Source organism: Mesopusillimonas faecipullorum (genome assembly GCF_020539505.1).
In the GTDB taxonomy this organism is placed as follows: domain Bacteria; phylum Pseudomonadota; class Gammaproteobacteria; order Burkholderiales; family Burkholderiaceae_B; genus Mesopusillimonas; species Mesopusillimonas faecipullorum.
The window spans coordinates 15,087-34,761 of record NZ_JACDXW010000010.1 but is presented as its reverse complement, the minus strand read 5'-3'; the positions used below and the strand labels follow the sequence as shown (position 1 = coordinate 34,761).

The window sequence follows — 19,675 nt, the reverse complement described above, 5'->3', positions numbered from 1 at the left end:
AGCTCCGCGTCTCAGGGAGAGGTTTTTTCCTTGATTTCGGGCAGATCATCTATCGTGCCCGCTCGTATGCCATCTTCTATGGCCTTGATAGCTGCTTTGTCCTCGCTGGACAGCTTGCTTTCGAAGTTGCGCAACGGTGCCAGGCCAATGCCATTGTCATTCAAGCCCAACAAATAGTTCCTGGGCTCTATGGTGCCGTCCATCACTTTGCTGATGGCCATATCGATATTCACATCGAAGTTGATCAGGGCCGTGCTAACGATGGTGTCCGGCGCTAAGGCCGCCGAGTCGAAGGCCGTACCAATCATCAGCACCCCCTTCTCTTTAGCGGCCTGCAAAGTGCCCAACACGTTCTCGTTGCCTATACCCGACACCACATCCGCCCCGCTGTCTATCATGCTGGAGGTGATTTCTTTGGCTTTGGCGATGTCGGAGAACGAACCGACATAGGCAGAAAGCACTTGGATATCAGGATTGATACGCTTACTGCCACGCTTGAAGCCTTCGTCGTATTCCTGAATGGTGGGCACAGGAATAGCAGGCACGTTGGCGATCTTGTCTGACTTGCTGACCAAGGCAGCCAGCGCACCGGCCATATATCCAGCATCACCCCAGCGGTTGTCGAAGGAGGCCAGGTTGGGCGCTGCCGCAACTTTGGCGGTATTAACGATGAACCATGTTTTTGGAAAGCGTTTATGTATACGCTTGGCAGAATCGGCAAACTGGAAGCCATGAGCGATGACGACGTCATAACCATCGCGGGCATAAGAGGACAGCGCCTCTTGGGCTTCCGCCACCCCCGTATTTTCGCGTACCGAAACTTGAAGATCGGGATATTTTTCTTTGGCCTTCTTGATGCCATCGGCAGCAGCGCTATTGAACGTGCCGTCCGTTACGGAACCGGGCAGGATCAACGCCACCTTTAAAGGGCCTTTACCCTGTGCAGATACCGTAAACGGCAAAATAGCCAGGAAAAGAGTGCAAAGCAATCGGCGTAGCATATTTGTCTCCTGAGGGGTTTTATAGTGATGCTGCGTTGCGCTGCTGATCGGCACGCTCGCATACAAGCGCGCATGCCGACTTCAAACGACTACTAAGGCTTAAAACTGCGCATCATTTGCAGGGCTTCGTGACGAGTCAGCACGTTGCCAAACTGCTGGATGATGTTTTCCATCGCCGAACGATGCTCTTCGTCCGACAAAGCACCGCAGCAATCAGACAAGAGCGTCACCTTGAAATCCATCATCATGGCGTCGCGTGCTGTAGATTCGCAGCAGACATTGGTTTTGGTGCCTGCGATTAGCACCGTATCTATGCCCATGCTGCGTAGGACGCGCTCAAGCGAAGAAGAGCCCGCTGTCAAAGCGCTATAGCGGTTCTTGATGACCGTGATGTCGTCGTCCGCCACCACCAATTCCGTGTAAACGGCTTGATTCTGCGGCGAATTGCTTTCCAAGGTTCGTGTGCGTACCTCTCCGGCCACCACATGGTTGTAGAACAACTCCCAGTCACTACATCCCTTGTGCTGCGTGTTCGCGTGCAATACCCAGATGACTGGCACGCCGTCTTTGCGCAACTCGGTCGTCAATTCATTGATATTGGGCACGATGCCCCTTGAGCTCGGCACCTCGGCCGGCGACCCCGGTGCGCAGAAGGTGTTTTGCATATCGATAATCACCAACGCCGTTCGTTTCGGATCGATTTGCTCGTAGAAGTTGATACGACCGCGTCTCGCCATCAGACGGTCGCGGATTTCTTGTCGGATCTGTATATCGTGCATAGCCTTCACCAATAAATAAGTGATAGGCGAACGGACTCAGCCGCTCACGCTATCGTAAAGAAAAGGATCCTCTTTCAGAGCAATCTCGCTATCCAGCAAATGCCCGCAACCATTGCAGACAAACTGGCGCAATACGAGATCGGGATGAACGGCAGCTGACCAGCCAGGTAGCTGCGCTACAGACGCCGTCTGTAAGACAGCGTTGTCCTTCCAGTGCCCAGCGCTATCAGCTGGGCTCAGGACATGACCGCAAGCGGCGCAGCAAATACCTCTGTCGCTACCGGCGTCAAGGCGCACCAAGGTGGGGGATATTCTAGTCGTCATGCCTGAGCTCCTGCGTTTAGCCGCTTGGCTTTAAGTTGCGCCCGCAACGCCTGGCTTGCCGCCTCGTCGAGCTGCCCATTCAGAAACACTGCACCATACAAAGCGGTTGCGGCCTCTTCTGACACCGTCTGCGTAATGACATCCGCCTCTACGTCGGAGAAAGGCCTAAGCAAGGGGTCGCCTACGCCGCCCCCGCCATTCCAGCGCAAATAAAAAGCGTCATTGCTACCTAAAGGGAAGACCCCCCAACTGATGGGCTCCGCCTTACCCGACAAAGTCGCCGCATCCGTTTCCATACGCAATGGCACCGCCTCGTCGTCAGACCCACGGAACAGCACATAATCATTGGCCGCACCCGAGCTACCGCCCGCCAGACCGTCGCTCATGGGGAATTTGGAACCCTTGCCGGACAGCACAAAGTTAATACCGCCGTCAGGGCTGCCATGCGGCACAATGGCGATTTCCCCTCCCAAACCGCCACGATACCGCCCGGCTCCGCCAGAGTCGCGCATACGACGTCGGAACAAATAACGTATGGGGAAAGCCGCTTCTACTGTTTCCACGTTGGCCATGCGGGAAATCGGGTTAGGCATTTCACCCCCGATATCCACCCCATCACCATAGGTCTTGGCTCCGCCGGCACCGGCGAATGTTTCGGTCAGGGTGTCGATAGCCAAGCGCCCTTCTCGCGTATAACCAAACATGAACACCGCAAAGTGGTTGGCATGCCAAACCGCCGTGGCTTCCTCTTTGTACTTTTCGCTGGCAGCCAGCATCTTTCCTATGGCCGAGCACGCCGCGTTGTTCACCGATTGAATCGCACCCACAGTCGCCACCGACACGGGTGCCGGACGCGTGCAGTTAACGATACTGCCTTCTGGCGCAATCATCTTGATCGGCGCGACTGCTCCTTGGTTCCAGGTAATGTCGTAGCACAGCAGCGGAAACAGCGGTGCGAACAGACCACCCAAAGCCGCCCATTTGGTGCAATTCACGCTATAGCGCGATTGCGGACTAGAGCCCGTAAAGTCGAAGGTCAGAGTGTCGTCACGCTTGGTCATGGTCAGCAGCACTTTGGCTGTCTCGCCCTTGACGTCTATGTACTGGCGCGATTGCCATTGCCCATCCGGTAACTCACGCAGGCGCTGGCGCAACAATTGCTCTGACTGTTCTATCAGGCTACGGCCCACATGGTCTACCGCCTCTGCGCCATATTTATCCACTAGCGCCAGCATGCGTTGGCCGGCAACGTTATTGCACGCAATCAGCGAGCGCAGGTCCAAAGCCACCATTTCCGGGCTGCGCACCATGTTCAAGACGGTGTCCCATACATCTTGGCGCAGTTCCCCCTTGCTGATTAACTTCAAGCCCGGGCTGCTGAAGCCTTCGCTATAGATGTCCGTTGCATCAGGCGCAAAGCCACCCGGGTTCATTGCACCGATATCCGACACGTGCACAAAGCATGCACTCCAGGCGATCAGTTTGCCAGCATGATGAATGGGGGCAAGCATGTACACATCCGAGGTATGCAGTGCCGCCGTGTAGGGGTCATTCAGCATGAATACATCACCCTCTTCGATCTGCCCCTCGAAACGGCGGATGACAGCCTTGCAAGCTTCCGCTGCGCTCGTCAGGTGATGCAGAAAGCCGACGCCACCCATCAACAGTGAGCCGTCCGCGCGGTACAGGCTCACCATCAGGTCATGACCCTCATTGGTAATAGCCGTACCCGAAACATGCTTGAGCGTGATGACTGCTTCTTCGACGACACGGAACAAGCGGTGACGAATAATGGAATAAGTGATCGGATCCATGCTTAACCTCGCTCAAATTCGATGATGACGTTACGGTACTCATCAACACTGGCCCGCTGCCCAGCCTGAAGCACGATGGTGGTAATAGGGGTATGCACCACCGCCGGCCCACTGAAGCAATTACCTGGCGACAGCTTCTCGAAGTCATAGATATCCGCTGGCGCCAGGCCATTGGCCTGTTCGACGAAGATCTCGCGTTTACCCATCAAGGCAGCACTGGCGTCCTTGCCCCCGGTAGGTACTGTTGGCACCTCAGGCTTTTTGAGCAAACCCGCCGCTTTTAAGCGAAACACCTTCATTTCTATACCCGCTTCGCGGTAGGCAGAGCCCTTGCCGAACTTACGCTCATAAAGCGCCTCGAAATCGTTTAGCAATTGGGTCAAACCTTCTTCCGTCAACGGCACAGCAGCCCGCACCGGCGTCGTCAGCTCATGTACCTGCCGCGCATAACGCAAGTCTACTGACCACTCAAAGTGCATTTGCTCGTCGGCAAAGCCCTCCTCGCGCAATTGGGCGCGCGCCTGCTCAACCAGGGGCGCATAAATGGCGTTGATCTCGGCTGCTGGCGCACTGGCCGGCAATGTCCGGGGAATAGAATACTGGTGCACGATGTCGGCTGACACCAAACCAAAAGCGCAGTTCACCGAGGCGGTATACGGAATCACGACCTTGCGGACACCCAACTCGTCACCGAACATGGCGGACAGCATGCCGCAAGAACCGCCGAAGGAGTGCAAAACAAAATCTCGGGGATCTAAGCCACGTTCTACGGTAATTTCCCGGATAAGGTCGGTAATCTGAGCAGAAGCTAAGCGATAAATACCTATCGCGGCTTGCGTCACGCTCATCCCCAACGGTTTGGCGATTTTCTCTTCGAAAATACGGCGTACAGGCTCTACATCCAACTTGATACTGCCCCCCAGGAAGGTATTGGGGTCCATATAGCCGATCAACATGAAAACGTCGGTCAAGGTTGGCTCTGTGCCACCCAGACCGTAACAGATAGGCCCGGGACGCGAGCCTGCCGAACGCGGACCTACCCGCGGCTCTCCCGTCGCTTCATCTATGCTGATGATCGAGCCACCGCCCGCACCTATGGATACCACCTCGATTTTGGGTGCCGAGTAGTGAAAGCGATCCACCATAGGTTCACGCGCGTACTCGATTTCACCATCTTGAATCACGCTGACTTTAAAAGTCGTCCCCCCCATATCCGTCGCGATGATATCCGGCTGGTCCAACAACTGCCCCAAAGACCTACTGCCTATCACGCCCGCCGCAGGCCCACACTCCAACATACCCACCGAGCGATCCCCAGCTTCTTCTGCCGGCAGTAAACCGCCGTAGCCCTGCATGACCATGGTCTGGCCGCGATATGCCGTGCCGGAGAGCTTTTTCTGCAAGTCAGCCAAATAGCTTTGCGTAATTTCGCCGCAATAGGCATTGATGACTGCTGTAGATGTGCGTTCATACTCGCCGGGCATAGGCGCAATATCGGATGACAAGGTGCAGTAGGCACCCGGCGCCACACGCTGGGCAACCTCTTTGATCAAACGTTCGTTCTTCGAGTTGGCAAAGGACCACAGTAACGACACGGCAATGGCTTGCGCGCCTTTCTCTTCCACCAGATAGCGTATGGCTCTTTCGACGCTCGCTGGCTCAAGCTCTCGCAAGATCTCGCCGGTAGAGTCGACTCGTTCGCCCACGCCACATGTCAGATCGGGCGCCACCAATGGTGCGGCGCGCTCTGTCTTGACGATGTGTTTGATGCGGTCTTCGGTCAAACCACCCCAACGGCCATATGCACCCCGAGTGACATGGATGGTGTCTTCAAAGCCTTCGGTGGTCAGCAAGCCAACCTTGGCCCCATCTCTCGTCAGGATGGTGTTGTCGACAACCGTTGAGCCATGCACGAAGAGATACGTCTGCGCCAAAAGACTGTCGAGCTCTTCGCCCATGGCCTGCGCCGCCGAGCGTATGGAATCCAGAATGCCTGTCGCGTAATCAGGCGGTGTAGATAACGCCTTTCCTATGCGTATGGGCTCTCCTTCTGCAAAAACCACCGTATCCGTACAAGTGCCGCCGACGTCGGTGGCAATCATGTACTTGCGCTTCAGTGCTACATCCATGCTTGTCTCGCCTCCTTTTTTATCTGTAATTACAGATATATTTACAGCCTTTATAACAGCTATATTTACAGGTAAGTACTATGGAGAACACTAACAAGGGTAAATACTAGTCACTCACAACCGACCTTCTAATCCCCAGAAAATCGTCTGTCGTACACGCAAAGCTTTCCAGCTACTTCTCATGAAAAACGGCCCCGAAAGGGGCCGTTCATGTCTACGAAAAGTGTGACCAATCAGGGCGCGATAGCCTCTACCACCAACACCAAAGTGACATCGTCGCTTACTGCGGGAACAAACTTGGAAGCATTGAATTCCGAGCGTTTGATGACTGCCGTGGCATTGGCGCCTATGGCCGGTTTCTTAGCCATGGGGTGCTCTTTGGACGCAAACGAGGTCAGCTTCAGCGTGACAGGTTTGGTGACGCCCTTGATGGTCAGGTCGCCTTCGGCGGCTACGGGTTTGTCGCCTTCGAAAATGACCTTGCTGGATTTGAAGGTGGCCGTGGGATGGGCTGCAGTATCCAGAAACTCTGGGCCTTGGATGTGCTTATCAAAGCCATCGTGCCCTGTGGTGATTGAAGTGGTATCTACCGTGACGTCTACAGAACCGGTTTTGGCGTCGGTATCAAGCACGATGGTGCCTTTGGCCCCATTGAACCGCTGCTGCTGGGTGCTAAGACCAATATGCGGGTAAGAAAAACCGGCAAAGCTGTGCGAAGGATCCAACTCGTAGGTGACGGGTGCCGCGACAGCGGCAGACATGCCTACGGTCAGCGCCGTGGCCAGAGAAAAACGCATAATCGAAGGGAACATGGACGTCTCCGTTATTGAAATTAGGGCCGCTACCAGCCCGATGGTAAAAAACCAATGCCGTACCCATAACTCAACCCGCCGCTTTAACGCGGGCGGGAGAATGAAAATGTCATGCGCGCCAGTATGCCATCGCGATCCCAAAATTGATGTTTGAGTACCGCAAGCACATGCCCCGCCACCAAGACAATCAAAGACCAATTCAGAGCAAGATGAACCTGCCCGAGCAGTTGGGCGAGCTCTCGGTCGCGACCTAGTAAATCGGGCAAGGGCAGCACACCAAACCAAACTGTTTGAAAACCCATGGCCGAACTCATCAGCCAGCCGCTAAGGGGAATAATCAGCATCAGGGCGTACAACAAGCCGTGGGCCAGATGCGCCAGCGCAATCGCCGCCCGCCCCATGTGGGAAGGCAAGGCGGGCGGGCGATGCGCTACCCGCCAAGCCAAGCGTAAAACGGCCAATAGAAACACCGTTATGCCCGCCCATTTGTGCCAAGAATAGATTTGCAGTTTCTGGGGCGAAAGCGGTAGGCCCTGCATGTAAAAACCCAGGCCCAGCATGCCCAGAAGCATCACGGCCATCAGCCAATGCAGTGTTCTGGCAGTGAGCGTATAGCGTTGCTTAGCGTCCATCATAGCGCCCCTGGGGCCGAATCATCTGCCCCGCCAATCGTTGTTCAATAACATGGGCAACCCAACCTACGCTGCGCCCCACAGCCCATAAAGCGCTGGCACCGCGGCGCGGCAAGCCCAAGGCGCGCGCCACTGCCACCAAGCCTAGTTCCAGAGCCGGCCGCTGACCCGTGGCAGTTTCGGTTTCGCGTATGACTTGGTAGATGTCTTCCAGCGCTTGTGGCCCGACAAGCTGTTCTGCCAGCCTTAATAAAAACTGCGCACGCGGATCACCTGCGGCATACAAGGGATGCTGAAAGCCCGGCAACCGCGTGCCTGGCTGAATGCCTGGGGCCATCTGCGCCCTGGCCTGCCCCGGTTCGGGCGCCGCCAGCCATAGGTCTTCGGTACGGTCGCAGCTGCCGCCAAAATACTGGCCGGAATGCCCGGCAATGCTGGCCAACAGACACGCATGCAAGCCGGCCCCGGTTGAGGCCACCACGCGTGCTGCGTAGGTAGGCGACGAGAGGTCGTGATCGGCGCAGGTAATCAGCACCGCATTAATGGCGGCCAGATGTTCAGGCGTCGCGGCAAGGTTCAAGGCACGCAATACGATATGCGCGACGGTTTCCCCCTGCTGCGGGCGCACGAATGCGGCTTGAGGCGTCAACATGCCCAGACACCCCGCATAGGCGCACACCAGACGCCGCGCCAACCCAGCCGTGCTGCCAGAACGCAACTCTTTTCCGGCAGGCTCACCCATCACAATGGACACCGTGGCCATTGCCCTCAGAAACGGCACCTGCCCCGGAGGCAGCTGCAGCGCAGCCAGGGCGCCTTCCATATTGGCGGGAATGTCATCGTGCTCCCAAGCCAGGGGCTCATCAAGCAACAGGCCTGTCCATAAGAGTTCGGCGACGTTTTCGATACGACCTGGGTAGGCCGCCAGGGCACTAAACAGACGGCCCCGATACATGGGGCCTTCGGGCGTGATTTGTGTGAGGGCGGTAGAAAGACTGCTGGATGAATCGGCCTGCCAAGCCGGCATGGCCGCTGCCCCCGGCGTATTGCTGGCCCGCCGCGCCGCCAGCTTTTCGACGTCTTCGCGCGAGTAAAGCGAGCGTTTGGCCCCTGGCGCCGTGATGCGCCGTATGAGCTGGCGACTGACATAGGCATAAAGCGTTTGCTGCTTTACGCCCAGGCGTTCCATGGCTTCGGAGGCGGTTAGGTAATCGGTCATCAACGCTCTCTATTCATATTCTTTTAGCGATTTAACCACTAACAATCAATCTAATCAATATACTTGATCAATTAAATATCAACAGTGTATAGTCAATAAAAAATCATTACCGGAGACGCATAAAATGGGCATGGTACGTAAACCGCAGCACACGCTTCGGCCCAGCGCCGCAGGGGTCAAACAATGAAACTCTGCCGTTTCAATGACCATCGTTTAGGCGTGGTTGAGGGCGATGAAGTCATAGACGTCAGCGCGGCGCTGTATACCCTCCCCCCAATAAGCTACCCGGTGCCGCCCGGCGATTTACTCATCGCGCACTTGCCCGAGGTACGTTCAGCCGCGCAGCAGCTACAGGGCAGCGCCCCCCGCCTGGCCCTGAAAGACGTAAGCCTGCTGACACCGGTGGCCAACCCCAGCAAAATCATCGGCGCCCCCATCAACTACAACGACCACATAGACGAAAGCCGCAAAGACGACGGCATCGCCCATGGCCGAAAAATCACCACCATTCACGACTGGGGCCTGTTTCTCAAATCCAGCACATCGCTCATAGGTTTCGGCGAGCCCATCGTCTTGCGTCACGGTGAACGCCGTAACGATCACGAATGCGAGCTGGCCGTCGTCATCGGCAAACACTGCAATCAGGTCAGTGCTGATCAAGCCCTGCAATACGTGGCGGGTTACGCCATCGGCCTCGATATCACCCTGCGCGGGCCGGAGTTCCAGTGCTGGCGCAAGTCCATAGATACCTACAGTGTCTTGGGCCCCTGGCTGGTCACCGCCGACGAACTCGATTCACCCGACAACCTCGAACTCAGCCTTCACGTCAATGGCGAACCCCGTCAGTCCTCCAGCACCAAGCACCTTGTCATGGGCGTGGCCGAACTCATCGCCTGGGCATCCAGCATGTATGCCTTGCTGCCGGGGGACATCATCATGACGGGCACGCCGGCGGGGGTAGGGCCCATCGTGCCAGGTGACCAGATCCAGGCTTATGTGCAAGGCGTGGGCTCGGCCACCATACAAGTGGCAGACCGCTATGCCTAACCCCTCTGCATCACCCCATCTGCCGCTGCTCGATGCGCTGGCACAAGCTCACACGCAACCGCTGTGGGACCGCTATATGCGCATGTTGACCATCGAGCCCAAGTCGCCCGACGAGGCCATGCTCTGGGGCTGGCAAGCCATGCAGCCCCTTATCGAGCGCGCCCGCCGCGAGGTGCCCATGGAGCACGCAGAGCGCAGAGTGCTGCTATTGGCTAACCCCGCTTTTGCGCCTCACCCGTACACCACCACCAATCTGCAGGCCGGCCTGCAGATACTGGAACCCGGCGACCATGCACCGCCCCATCGCCACACCGTGGCGGCATTGCGCCTGGTCATGCAGGGCACCGGCACCGTGACTCGGGTAGACGGCAAACACTGCCCCATGGAACCCGGCGATCTTATCCTCACGCCCTCGTGGTGCTGGCACGAGCATCAGCATGACGGCGACGGCCCTATGGTCTGGTTCGACGGGCTGGACGTGCCTTTTGTCCATGCGCTGGGCACCGCATTCCTGCAGTTCGGCCCTACCGGCGAAACCCCTGCACAGTTCGATGACGCTATCGCACAGGCGGGTATGGCACCCGTAGCACCGCCGCCGGCCTACCAGCAATACTCCCCTCGTTATCGCTACGATGCAGGCTCGGTGCGCGCGGCCTTGGCCAGTCTGGCCCCTGCCGCCGACGGCTCACGCTTGTTGCGGTACACCAACCCAAACACCGGCGGCCCCGTCACCCCCACCCTAGACTGCTACGCCTTGGCACTTAAGCAAAACGCGCAAAGCCGCAGTTACCGCTCAACCAGTAACGCCATCGTCGTCGTGGTCAGCGGCCAGGGCGTTTCCACCGTGGGCGACAGCGAACTGGCATGGCAAGCCAACGACGTTTTTACGCTGCCCCACTGGAAATGGATCACGCATCGCGCAAGCAGCCCCGATGCCCAACTGTTCTTAATGTCAGATCAAGGTTTGCTGCAGAAAATAGGCTATCTACGTACCGAATGGGAAGCCTGAGCACAGGCACCAACCCCCATAGAAAACACCTCTAAGAGGAACAGGAGACAAAACATGAAAACCACCCCTACCCTACTGAAATGCCTGCTGGCCACTGCCGGTCTCGCTTGCGTGGGCGCTGCCCAGGCCGATATCAAGCTGGGTTTTATGGGCCCCATGAGCGGCCCGCTGGCCATCACAGGCCAGGATTTGCGTCGCGGCCTAGACCTGGCGCTTGAACACTTGGACGGCAAACTGGGCGGTGAAACGGTTACGGTTGTTGCCGCCAACGACCAGGCCAATCCCAGTGTCGCCACGTCCGAGCTCACCCGCCTTATCGAGCAAGAAAAAATCGATGTTCTGATGGGCATAGCCGCTTCCAACGTCGCCATGGCCATTGCTCAACCCGCTACGCAAGCAGGCTTGCCCGTGCTTTACACGCATGCGGGCCCCGGTGCACTGGCCGGCAAAGCCTGCGCCCCCAATCTGTTTGCCTTGGGCCATCAAAACGATCAGTACGGCGAAGCCATGGGTCGTTACATGAAAGACCAAGGCGTCAAGAACCTTTACGCTATGGGCCTGGATTACCAAGCCGGCTGGGAAATGGTCGATGCTGCCCTGCACGGCTTTGGTGGCAAAGCCAGTGCCAAGGTCTACACCCCCATGGGTCAGGTTGACTTCGCCCCCGAGCTCTCGCGTGTGCGCAACAGCGGCGCCGACGGCCTGTACGTCTTCTATCCGGGCGGCGCTGCGGTGGCCTTCGTGCGCCAATTTGCCGCCTCGGGCCTGAAAAACCAAGTGCAACTGTATTCCGTGGGCGCGCTGGTCGACCCTACCGTTATTGGCGCCCAAGCTGACGCTGCGCTGGGTGTGATTTCGGCCAACACCTGGAACGCCGGCATAGACAACCCCCAAAACCAGCGCTTCCTGAAAGACTTCGTCGCCAAGCACGACCGCGAACCCACCACCTTCGCCGCTCAAACCTACGACGCCGTCATGTACCTGGATGCCGCACTGAAGAAAGCCGGCGGCGCCCAAGACCGCGCCAAGCTTATCGACGCACTGCGTCATAACGATGGCTTTCAATCCATACGCGGCAATTTCAAGCTCAACCGTAATCACTTCCCGATTCAGGACATGGTCATCCAACAGGTTGAGAAAACCGATGGGGGCTACCAGCAAAAAATCCTGGCCAAGATCGAAGACGTATCCGACCGCTACGTCGACGAATGTGAAATGAAGTGGTAAGCCGGTCTTACCAACCTTTGCCCTACCGGAGACACGCATGAGCCTGGCATTGCTGCTGGAACAACTACTGAACGGACTGCAGTTCGGGCTCATGCTGTTCCTGCTGTCGGTAGGCGTCACGCTGATTTTTGGCGTGATGAATCTGGTCAATATCTCCCACGGCTCGCTGTTCATGCTGGCGGCCTTCTTTACCTATTCCGCGGGTGCACGCTGGGGTTATGGCCTGGGCCTGCTGATAGGCCTGGGCGGCATCATCATCGTCGCCATCCTGCTTGAATGGCTGGTCATCCGACGCCTGTACCAAAAGTCTCATTTGGATCAGGTGTTGGGCACCTTTGGCCTCATGCTTATTTTCAACGAGCTGGTGCGCATCATCTGGGGGTCGGAGCCCATCTTCGCTCTCACTCCCAACTGGCTGTCGGGCTCTATACAGCTCTCCGAAAACCTTTACTACCCCACCTACCGTCTGGCCATTACCGTCGTGGCGATATTGGCCGGTTTGGCCATCTGGCTGCTGCTGTCACGCACACGCATAGGCATGCTGGTGCGCGCGGGTGCCGATAAACGCGAAACCGTCGAGGCCCTGGGCGTCAACATCAACTTCCTGTTTGCCGTGGTCTTCGTCATAGGGGCGGTTCTAGCCGGCTTGGCAGGCATCATGATGGGGCCGCTCATCACGGTGGAATCCGGCATCGGTGATCCACTGTTGATTCTGGCACTGGTGGTCATTGTGGTGGGCGGCGCAGGCTCGCTCAAGGGGTGCCTGGCAGCCAGCGTGCTCATAGGCATGATAGACACGCTCTCGCGCGCCTTGGTGACCGCAGATTTTGCCGGCGGTGCAGGCCGAGCGATCTCCAGCATGTCGGTTTATTTATTGATGTTGGTCGTACTGCTACTGCGACCACAGGGGTTGTTCACACGATGAAACTCGCATCATCGAACAAGGTGGGGCTAGACGCCTGGGTCGTAGGGCTGATATTGCTAGGCGCCCTCTTGGCGGTAGGCGTACTCGACGTCTACCAGCTCAAACTGCTGGGTAAAGTGCTGATTTTCTGGTTGATTGCGCTGGGCCTGCAATTACTGGTGGCGCAAGCCGGCGTCATCAGCTTGGGGCATGCGGCCTTCATGGCCACCGGCGCCTACATCGCGGGTCTGTTCTCGCTGCAGGGGCAGCACGACTTGATTCTGATGCTGGCCTGCGTGGCAGTGGCCTGCGCAGCCTTCGGCAGCTTGATGGGCGCCCTGATTCTACGTACCCAAGGCTTGTATCAGCTGATGGCCACCCTGGCCATCGCACAGATGGCCTATTACGGTTTTCAAAGCCTGCGATCACTGGGCGGCGACGACGGTTTTGCCGTCAGCAGTCGCCCCAGCGTACTGGGCCTGATCACCTTGAACACCGATGTGAAACTGCTGTTGGCCATCATCGTTATCTTGGCCTTGGGCCTGTACGTGGCCCATCGCATTCGCCGCTCCGAAATGGGCGCTCTCATGCTTGCTGTACGCGACGATGGCCGACGCGTCGCCAGCCTGGGCATCAGCCCTTACGGCGTCAAGGTATGGGCGTTTCTTATTTCCGCCGTTTTCACCGGCATAGGCGGGGCGCTGTTCGCACAACTCACACGCTTCACCAGCCCCCAGCTAGGTAGCTGGTATATGTCCGGCGAGCTCATCATTCTGGTACTGCTGGGCGGCGGCAAAACACGCAGCGGCTTGTTTCTGGCTGCGGTGGCGGTGGTGGGAATACAAGAGGGGGTAGCACGCTACACCGATCATTGGCCTTTGGTGCTGGGCGCACTCGTGCTGGCGCGGGTGCTTTGGCCAGAGAATCTGGGGGCGCTCAAAAAGGCGGCCACGCCTGGTGAGCAAGGAAAAGCATCATGACTCACACTGCGGCACTGCAACTTAAAGGCCTGGACAAGCGCTACGGCGCGCTGCACGTTACCCAGGACGTCAGCCTGGAAGTACGCACCGGCGAAATCCACGCCCTGATCGGCCCCAACGGCGCCGGTAAGACCACACTCATGGCGCAGATCGCGGGCCAACTCAAACCCGATGCCGGCCAAGTGCTCATACAAGGGCAGGACGTAACCCATTGGTCTGCCCAGCGTCGCGCCCGTGCCGGCCTGGCCCGCACCTTTCAAACCGGCAGCGTGTTTCGTTCGCTCACCACCCACGAAAACGTGGCCATTGCGCTGAATGCCAAGGCGGGGCGCGCCTCGTTGTGGCGCCCTTTTCGTCGACCCGAGACGCTGAAACAAGCCGACGAAACCTTGCAGCGCTTTGGCCTGCATGAAGAACAAAGCGCCGCCAGCCTGGGCTACGGCACCTTGCGTCAACTAGAGTTGGCCATGGGCCTGGCCACCACACCTAGCATCTTATTGCTGGATGAACCTCTGGCCGGACTGAGTCACACGGAAAGCGCGCAGGCCGTCTATTTATTGGCGGGGCTACGCCACAGCTTTCCCATGCTGCTCATCGAACACGATATGCAGGCTGTTTTTGCACTGGCCGACCGCATCAGCGTGCTGGTGGGCGGCAAGATCATCGCAAGTGGCACACCCGACGAAATACGCGCCAGCCACGAGGTCAAGCAAGCTTATCTGGGGGACGCATGAACTCGCCTTTGCTCAGCGTCCAAGACATACACACTTCCTACGGGGCCGCGCCCGCCTTGTTCGGTGTCAGCCTGCAGATTCAGCGCGGTCAAGCGGTCAGCCTCCTGGGGCGCAACGGCATGGGCCGCTCTACCACCATTCGTACCATCATGGGTATGTTGCCCTTGCAAGGCGGCAGCATCGTCTTCGATGGCCATCGCTTGGGGCATCAGCGCACCTACCGTGTGGCTAGCCTGGGCATAGGCTTGGTGCCCGAAGGCCGCCAGATCTTCTCAACATTGTCAGTACGCGAAAACCTGATTGCCACCGCCAGGGGTAATGGCCCCTGGACGCTGGAAGCCATTTACGAGTTGTTCCCGCGTTTGGAAGAAAGAAGCGACAACCTGGGCAGCCAGCTTTCCGGCGGCGAGCAGCAAATGCTGGCCATAGGCCGGGCCTTGATGACCCACCCCAAACTGCTGATTCTTGATGAGGCCACGGAAGGTCTGGCGCCCCTGATACGCGAGGAAATCTGGGCCACGGTCAGGCGCTTGCGCGACCTGTCGCAATCCATTCTTATCGTGGATAAGAACCTGCCTGTGCTGATGGACTTATGCGACCACCATTACGTACTGGAACGCGGCAAAACCGTATGGGATGGCGATTCTGCCGCGCTTAAAGCCAATATGGAACAAGTGCAGCAGTACATGAGTCTGTAAGCCGGCGGTACAGCAGCTGCAAACCGCCGCCCCCGCTAGGCCTTGCGCGTGCCCCCTGCGCCGAACCCACCCACAGGGCCGGCTCGGCGCAAGCTTTGGCGTTTAAATAACGGCAGTTTCAAAAGTAGAGGGATGGAAGAGCTCCTCTACGGTCACCAAACGCTTAGACAAGCCTTGGCCATGATGATGGCGCAGAAAGGTTTCCAGCGTAGGCAGGTTGGCTTTCACCCCATACGACCAGAAATCGTCACCCATCAAGGCTTTGGCGGCCTTCAGTTGCTCTTCGACAAAAGGCAGGGTGACCTTGGTTGCCGAGGTATCTGACAAGCGATCGAGCGCATAGGCTTTGGAAGCCGAGAAAGCCTTGAATACCGCTGCTGCCAGCCAAGGGTGCTGTTCCAGCAAGGCATTGCGTATACCCACCACGTGCATGATGGGGAAAATACGGGTGCGCTCGTAATACTGCTTGGCTGTCACAGTAGGGTCAGGAAACAGCCAGCCGATGTCGGGATTCTGACGAGCAAGGCCACCGGGTGGGCGGGGCGCAATGAAGGCGTCCAGTTCACCATCGTTCAACATGTCCGAAATGGTTCGGCCAGGCGGCGCATTTTCCAGTTTGATACCGGGCAGATCCAGTCCGATTTTTTCAACACGGTCGGGCTCGTCGATGCCACCGCGCACCCAGGTGACATCGGAAGCGGCGACCCCATAATCATCTTGCAGCACGGCTCGCGCCCACACGATGGCGGTCAGTTGGTATTCGGGCACGCCTATGCGCTTACCTTTCAAGTCTTCAGGCCGCTTGATGCGATCGGTACGCACATAGATAGACGTATGCCGAAACGCCCGAGACAGAAACACGGGGATAGCCGTGTAATCGTTGCGACCCTGCGAGACCTTGACCAGATGACTAGAGAAGGAGAGTTCCGAAATGTCGAACTCGGTGTGGCGAAAAGCCCGAAAGAAAGTTTCTTCGGGGGAAAGCGTCATGTACACCGGGTCGACGCCATCGATCTGAACGTGCCCGTCCAGCAAAGCGCGGGTGCGGTCGTAATCGCCCATGGCGATGGAAAGCTGCAACTTGGCCATTTGATTCCTTATGGAGAACTTGTCTTCAAACCGTATTCAGGCGTCTTTACCCACAGCGTAACTGGGTGCGACACTCGCATCATTCACTTCCTCGACGGCTTCCCAAACGTACCGCACGGGGTGCTCACGCCAGTCTGCGCTTTTGGCCACCATAGCCTGGAACGCGCAAACATCGCGGGGTATGGCCTGATCTAATGTGCCAATAGCCGTGCCTTGTTCTTCAAACTCGCGGATAGCCGCCAGCATGCGTTTACGAAACGCCACCACCGCCATATCGCTTGAACCCAGTTTGTCGCGCGAGCGGTTGGCAATAGGGCCCATGGTGACCCACATGGCAACGTCTTGGTTGGGAAAGCCGGTAATACCGGTGAAGTTGCCCGCCTTCATTGCCTCCCTGTCTTGCCAAAAGCGGTTTTCTTTATTGCGCAGTGGGCGGTAGCGCTCGTCCAGATCCACCCCCACGGTTTGGCGCAAGAAAACACGCCAGTCTTGCGTGCTGGGCACGTTGTCGGGGTGACCCCAAGCAATGAAATAGAACGCCGTGTTCTCGTCATCGATAGGGACGTTGATATTGGCAACGTTGTACAGATTATTGGGGGGAATCAACGCCGTGGCGGGTGCGACGAACACAGTGGAGCGGACATAATCGTTAACGTCGGCCCCATAGGTGGGAATTCGGATGGCAGCGTAGCGAAAGCCATACGAAGTGCGCTCGACCTGCATACGAGGCGCCTTGTCGGTAGAAGGACGCAGCCACACGCTGCCGGTGGCCTTGGCACTATTGACTTCGGCAGGCACCATGTCGGAAGAGTGCAGGCTGGAACTATGCGCGGAGTCGATGGCGCCTTCGAGTACCTGCGCCCAGTTGCAGGGTAAAAGCACCTTTGCCACCGCCAGTTTGACGTCTGCCGTAGGCGCCCAAGCCGGTGGCTGGAATTCGGGTACGTCGTTTTCCGGGCCCATATAGGCCCAGATGAAACCGGCCCACTCTTTGACGGGGTAAGCCTTGTGCTTGATGGCATCCATCATGCGGCTGTTGGGCGGCTCGGACACCATTTCGGTAATGCGCCCGCGCACGTCCATCTTCCAGCCGTGGTACAGGCAGCGCAGACCACCCTCTTCGTTGCGCCCCAATACCAACGACGCGCCACGGTGCGGACAGTACTCGTCCATAACGCCGACGTTGCCGTCGGTGTCCCGGAATACGACCAGATCTTCGCCCATGACGCGAGCCTGTACAGGCGTGCCGTCTGGATCCGGCACTTCTTCGAGCAAACAGATAGGTTGCCAATGACGACGCATGATCTGGCCCATGGGGGCATCACCTACGACGCGAGTCAGCAGTTCGTTTTCTTCACGGGTCAACATGAGAATTTTCCTTGGATGGCGCTGTTTAGGAGGCCTGCGTTTATGATTAGATATCTAATGCAGTTGCCAAAATAATATTAGATATCTAATATCTATGCAATAGAGACTATCCATGACCCTTAAAGGCAGAAGCCAAACATGACACAGCGCGCCATCGGACTCGGCATCGTCGGCCTGGGCCGAGCCTTCACCTTGATGCTGCCCACCTTTCAGGCCGACCGCCGCATCCGCCTGGCGGCCGCTTGCGACCCGCTGGCGTCTGTACGCGCGCGCTTTGCACAAGACTTCCAGGCGCCTGTGTATGAAGACGTCGCTGAACTGTGTGCCGACCCTGATGTAGAAGCGATCTATATTGCGTCGCCGCATCAGTTTCATGCCGAGCACGTCGCCCTGGCAGCCCAGGCAGGCAAGGCCGTGCTGGTAGAAAAGCCCATGGCCATTACGCTGGCGCAGTGCTCACAAATCGTGGATATCGTCGCGCAAACCGGAGTGCCTCTCATCGTGGGCCATTCCCACAGTTTCAATGGCCCGGTGCTGCATGCCGCACGTCTGCTGCATAGCGGCCAATTCGGCCCCGTGCGTATGGTCAGCGCTTTGAATTTCACCGATTTTCTTTACCGCCCCCGACGACCAGAAGAACTCGACACCGCACAAGGAGGGGGCGTGGTTTTCAGCCAAGCCGCCCATCAGGTGGATATCGTGCGTTTATTGCTGGGCGGATTGGCCAGCAGCGTGCGCGCACACACCGGCCAATGGGACGCAAGCCGCCCCACTGAAGGAGCCTATGCGGCTTTGCTCAGCTTCACCAACGGGGCGTTTGCCACCCTGAACTACAGCGGTTACGCCCACTACGACAGCGACGAGCTGATGGAAGACATAGGCGAAATGGGCCAGCGCAAAGCGGCGGGCACCCACAAAAATACGCGCTTGCGCTTGGCGCAAACCAACGAGGCACAAGAGGCCAAGCTCAAGGCCAGTCGCAATTACGGCGGCACCGACTATCAAGCGCCAGCCGCCACGCCGCCGCAGCATCATCAGCACTTCGGCTATATACTCGTTTCGGCTCAGCAAGCCGACCTGCGGCTAACCCCAGACGGCCTCATGGTCTACACCGGCGACGAGCGTTACTTCGTGGCGACACCGCTAAGCGAAATCCCGCGTGTCGAGGTCATAGACGAACTTTGGTCTTGCGTGCGCGAGGGCCGGGCTCCGGTACACAGCGCCCAATGGGCGCGCGCAACCGTAGAGGTATGCCTGGCCATGCTGGCTTCCAATGCTCAGCGTGGCGACATCCCTCTGCACCACCAAGTCGCCGCGCACCTTGCGCCCCAGGCCTAGGGCCTTTGCCAACCTTTACGCCATGACAACCGCCGCTTCCAAGACCCCCGATACGTCTCACGCAGAAAACCAGCAGCACCAAGACCGTTTGGCTCACCTCGTCAAGAACGCCTGGCGCGCCATGGTGCGCGCCCTGCAGATCCGTCTGATCGAACACAATGTCTCGTTTGGCCACTGGTCTTTCCTGCGCATACTCTGGGAAAAAGACGGCCTGACCCAACGAGAACTGGCCGACCGCAGCGGTATGACCACACCCACCACCTTCACGGCCATCAATGCCATGGAAACCCTGGGTTACGTGCGGCGCAAGCAGATGAACGGCAACAAGAAGAACGTGTATATTTTTTTGACACCCAGGGGCCGCAAGCTGGAAGACAAGCTTCAACCCCTGGCCGAAGAGATCAACGCCGCTGCCGTAGAAGGCCTGAACGAAGAGGACATCCAGGCGGCCCGTTTGGTTCTTGAGCAGATTGCCGGCAACTTGGTCACCTACGAGCAAAAGCTGATGCAATCCGAGAATCTGCGCGTGCCCTCTACCCGTCAGTTAGGCAAGCTGTACACCAGCTGAAGC

The 19,675-nt window shown here is 57.8% G+C and carries 19 protein-coding genes; 9 read left to right on the top strand and 10 right to left on the bottom strand.

What is annotated here, in order from left to right:
- Window positions 1-11 precede the first annotated feature (11 nt).
- The 8 genes from H0484_RS14180 to H0484_RS14145 all read right to left on the bottom strand — a co-directional run bounded on the left by H0484_RS14180 (window position 12) and on the right by H0484_RS14145 (window position 8,710).
- Window positions 12-1,001, bottom strand: coding sequence for a BMP family protein (locus tag H0484_RS14180; RefSeq protein WP_226955294.1), 990 nt, complete (start codon window positions 999-1,001; stop codon window positions 12-14).
- Window positions 1,002-1,093: 92 nt separating this feature from the next.
- Window positions 1,094-1,780 (bottom strand): isochorismatase family protein, encoded by a 687-nt coding sequence (locus H0484_RS14175; RefSeq protein ID WP_226955293.1) that lies wholly within the window; start codon window positions 1,778-1,780, stop codon window positions 1,094-1,096.
- A 36-nt stretch (window positions 1,781-1,816) separates the two neighbouring features.
- The gene (locus tag H0484_RS14170) at window positions 1,817-2,104 is read right to left on the bottom strand and encodes a hypothetical protein (protein WP_226955292.1); all 288 of its coding nucleotides are present in this window, start codon (window positions 2,102-2,104) and stop codon (window positions 1,817-1,819) included.
- Window positions 2,101-3,918: a hydantoinase B/oxoprolinase family protein gene (locus H0484_RS14165; protein ID WP_226955291.1), complete on the bottom strand. Its 1,818-nt coding sequence runs from the start codon at window positions 3,916-3,918 to the stop codon at window positions 2,101-2,103. The genes H0484_RS14170 and H0484_RS14165 overlap by 4 nt, the downstream gene beginning before the upstream one ends.
- Window positions 3,919-3,920: 2 nt before the next feature.
- Entirely contained in the window at window positions 3,921-6,047 is a 2,127-nt protein-coding gene (locus H0484_RS14160) for a hydantoinase/oxoprolinase family protein (protein WP_226955290.1), read from the bottom strand.
- Window positions 6,048-6,280: 233 nt separating this feature from the next.
- Complete coding sequence (locus tag H0484_RS14155; RefSeq protein WP_226955289.1) at window positions 6,281-6,859, bottom strand: YceI family protein; 579 nt, start codon at window positions 6,857-6,859, stop codon at window positions 6,281-6,283.
- 83 nt (window positions 6,860-6,942) lie between these two features.
- Entirely contained in the window at window positions 6,943-7,494 is a 552-nt protein-coding gene (locus H0484_RS14150) for a cytochrome b (protein WP_226955288.1), read from the bottom strand.
- Window positions 7,481-8,710, bottom strand: a complete 1,230-nt coding sequence (locus H0484_RS14145; RefSeq protein ID WP_226955287.1) for a citrate synthase — start codon at window positions 8,708-8,710, stop codon at window positions 7,481-7,483. The genes H0484_RS14150 and H0484_RS14145 overlap by 14 nt, the downstream gene beginning before the upstream one ends.
- Before the next feature lie 183 nt (window positions 8,711-8,893).
- On the opposite strand from H0484_RS14145, the gene H0484_RS14140 reads away from it, so the two are divergent.
- The 7 genes from H0484_RS14140 to H0484_RS14110 are packed head-to-tail and all read left to right on the top strand — an operon-like array spanning window position 8,894 to window position 15,309.
- Window positions 8,894-9,757: a fumarylacetoacetate hydrolase family protein gene (locus H0484_RS14140; protein WP_226955286.1), complete on the top strand. Its 864-nt coding sequence runs from the start codon at window positions 8,894-8,896 to the stop codon at window positions 9,755-9,757.
- Window positions 9,750-10,766, top strand: coding sequence for a cupin domain-containing protein (locus H0484_RS14135; RefSeq protein ID WP_226955285.1), 1,017 nt, complete (start codon window positions 9,750-9,752; stop codon window positions 10,764-10,766). The genes H0484_RS14140 and H0484_RS14135 overlap by 8 nt, the downstream gene beginning before the upstream one ends.
- A 54-nt stretch (window positions 10,767-10,820) precedes the next feature.
- Window positions 10,821-11,993 (top strand): ABC transporter substrate-binding protein, encoded by a 1,173-nt coding sequence (locus H0484_RS14130; RefSeq protein WP_226955284.1) that lies wholly within the window; start codon window positions 10,821-10,823, stop codon window positions 11,991-11,993.
- A 37-nt stretch (window positions 11,994-12,030) separates the two neighbouring features.
- Complete coding sequence (locus H0484_RS14125) at window positions 12,031-12,918, top strand: branched-chain amino acid ABC transporter permease (RefSeq protein WP_226955283.1); 888 nt, start codon at window positions 12,031-12,033, stop codon at window positions 12,916-12,918.
- The gene (locus H0484_RS14120; RefSeq protein WP_226955282.1) at window positions 12,915-13,877 is read left to right on the top strand and encodes a branched-chain amino acid ABC transporter permease; all 963 of its coding nucleotides are present in this window, start codon (window positions 12,915-12,917) and stop codon (window positions 13,875-13,877) included. Before H0484_RS14125 ends, H0484_RS14120 begins: the two co-directional genes overlap by 4 nt.
- Window positions 13,874-14,611: an ABC transporter ATP-binding protein gene (locus tag H0484_RS14115; protein ID WP_226955281.1), complete on the top strand. Its 738-nt coding sequence runs from the start codon at window positions 13,874-13,876 to the stop codon at window positions 14,609-14,611. The genes H0484_RS14120 and H0484_RS14115 overlap by 4 nt, the downstream gene beginning before the upstream one ends.
- Window positions 14,608-15,309 carry an ABC transporter ATP-binding protein gene (locus tag H0484_RS14110; RefSeq protein ID WP_226955280.1) on the top strand — a complete coding sequence of 234 codons (702 nt, stop codon included), beginning with the start codon at window positions 14,608-14,610 and terminating at the stop codon, window positions 15,307-15,309. Before H0484_RS14115 ends, H0484_RS14110 begins: the two co-directional genes overlap by 4 nt.
- 102 nt (window positions 15,310-15,411) lie before the next feature.
- On the opposite strand, the gene H0484_RS14105 is transcribed toward H0484_RS14110, so the two are convergent.
- Window positions 15,412-16,398, bottom strand: a complete 987-nt coding sequence (locus tag H0484_RS14105; protein ID WP_226955279.1) for an ABC transporter substrate-binding protein — start codon at window positions 16,396-16,398, stop codon at window positions 15,412-15,414.
- A gap of 36 nt (window positions 16,399-16,434) precedes the next feature.
- Complete coding sequence (locus H0484_RS14100; protein WP_226955278.1) at window positions 16,435-17,766, bottom strand: Rieske 2Fe-2S domain-containing protein; 1,332 nt, start codon at window positions 17,764-17,766, stop codon at window positions 16,435-16,437.
- Window positions 17,767-17,904: 138 nt separating this feature from the next.
- Between H0484_RS14100 and H0484_RS14095 the strand changes: the two genes are divergently transcribed.
- Both H0484_RS14095 and H0484_RS14090 read left to right on the top strand, forming a co-directional pair.
- Window positions 17,905-19,104: a Gfo/Idh/MocA family protein gene (locus H0484_RS14095; RefSeq protein ID WP_226955277.1), complete on the top strand. Its 1,200-nt coding sequence runs from the start codon at window positions 17,905-17,907 to the stop codon at window positions 19,102-19,104.
- A 22-nt stretch (window positions 19,105-19,126) separates the two neighbouring features.
- On the top strand, window positions 19,127-19,672 hold the full coding sequence (locus tag H0484_RS14090; protein WP_226955276.1) for a MarR family winged helix-turn-helix transcriptional regulator: 546 nt from the start codon (window positions 19,127-19,129) through the stop codon (window positions 19,670-19,672).
- Window positions 19,673-19,675: the final 3 nt, after the last annotated feature.

Excerpts from the sequence above, each read along its gene's own strand:
- H0484_RS14180 (WP_226955294.1), bottom strand. The coding sequence starts at position 1,001 with ATGCTACGCCGATTGCTTTGCACTCTTTTCCTGGCTATTTTGCCGTTT.
- H0484_RS14110 (WP_226955280.1), top strand. The coding sequence starts at position 14,608 with ATGAACTCGCCTTTGCTCAGCGTCCAAGACATACACACTTCCTACGGG.
- H0484_RS14115 (WP_226955281.1), top strand. The coding sequence starts at position 13,874 with ATGACTCACACTGCGGCACTGCAACTTAAAGGCCTGGACAAGCGCTAC.
- H0484_RS14150 (WP_226955288.1), bottom strand. The coding sequence starts at position 7,494 with ATGATGGACGCTAAGCAACGCTATACGCTCACTGCCAGAACACTGCAT.
- H0484_RS14100 (WP_226955278.1), bottom strand. The coding sequence starts at position 17,766 with ATGTTGACCCGTGAAGAAAACGAACTGCTGACTCGCGTCGTAGGTGAT.
- H0484_RS14125 (WP_226955283.1), top strand. The coding sequence starts at position 12,031 with ATGAGCCTGGCATTGCTGCTGGAACAACTACTGAACGGACTGCAGTTC.
- H0484_RS14130 (WP_226955284.1), top strand. The coding sequence starts at position 10,821 with ATGAAAACCACCCCTACCCTACTGAAATGCCTGCTGGCCACTGCCGGT.
- H0484_RS14160 (WP_226955290.1), bottom strand. The coding sequence starts at position 6,047 with ATGGATGTAGCACTGAAGCGCAAGTACATGATTGCCACCGACGTCGGC.
- H0484_RS14145 (WP_226955287.1), bottom strand. The coding sequence starts at position 8,710 with ATGACCGATTACCTAACCGCCTCCGAAGCCATGGAACGCCTGGGCGTA.
- H0484_RS14170 (WP_226955292.1), bottom strand. The coding sequence starts at position 2,104 with ATGACGACTAGAATATCCCCCACCTTGGTGCGCCTTGACGCCGGTAGC.
- H0484_RS14140 (WP_226955286.1), top strand. The coding sequence starts at position 8,894 with ATGAAACTCTGCCGTTTCAATGACCATCGTTTAGGCGTGGTTGAGGGC.
- H0484_RS14095 (WP_226955277.1), top strand. The coding sequence starts at position 17,905 with ATGACACAGCGCGCCATCGGACTCGGCATCGTCGGCCTGGGCCGAGCC.
- H0484_RS14120 (WP_226955282.1), top strand. The coding sequence starts at position 12,915 with ATGAAACTCGCATCATCGAACAAGGTGGGGCTAGACGCCTGGGTCGTA.
- H0484_RS14105 (WP_226955279.1), bottom strand. The coding sequence starts at position 16,398 with ATGGCCAAGTTGCAGCTTTCCATCGCCATGGGCGATTACGACCGCACC.
- H0484_RS14165 (WP_226955291.1), bottom strand. The coding sequence starts at position 3,918 with ATGGATCCGATCACTTATTCCATTATTCGTCACCGCTTGTTCCGTGTC.
- H0484_RS14175 (WP_226955293.1), bottom strand. The coding sequence starts at position 1,780 with ATGCACGATATACAGATCCGACAAGAAATCCGCGACCGTCTGATGGCG.
- H0484_RS14090 (WP_226955276.1), top strand. The coding sequence starts at position 19,127 with ATGACAACCGCCGCTTCCAAGACCCCCGATACGTCTCACGCAGAAAAC.
- H0484_RS14135 (WP_226955285.1), top strand. The coding sequence starts at position 9,750 with ATGCCTAACCCCTCTGCATCACCCCATCTGCCGCTGCTCGATGCGCTG.
- H0484_RS14155 (WP_226955289.1), bottom strand. The coding sequence starts at position 6,859 with ATGTTCCCTTCGATTATGCGTTTTTCTCTGGCCACGGCGCTGACCGTA.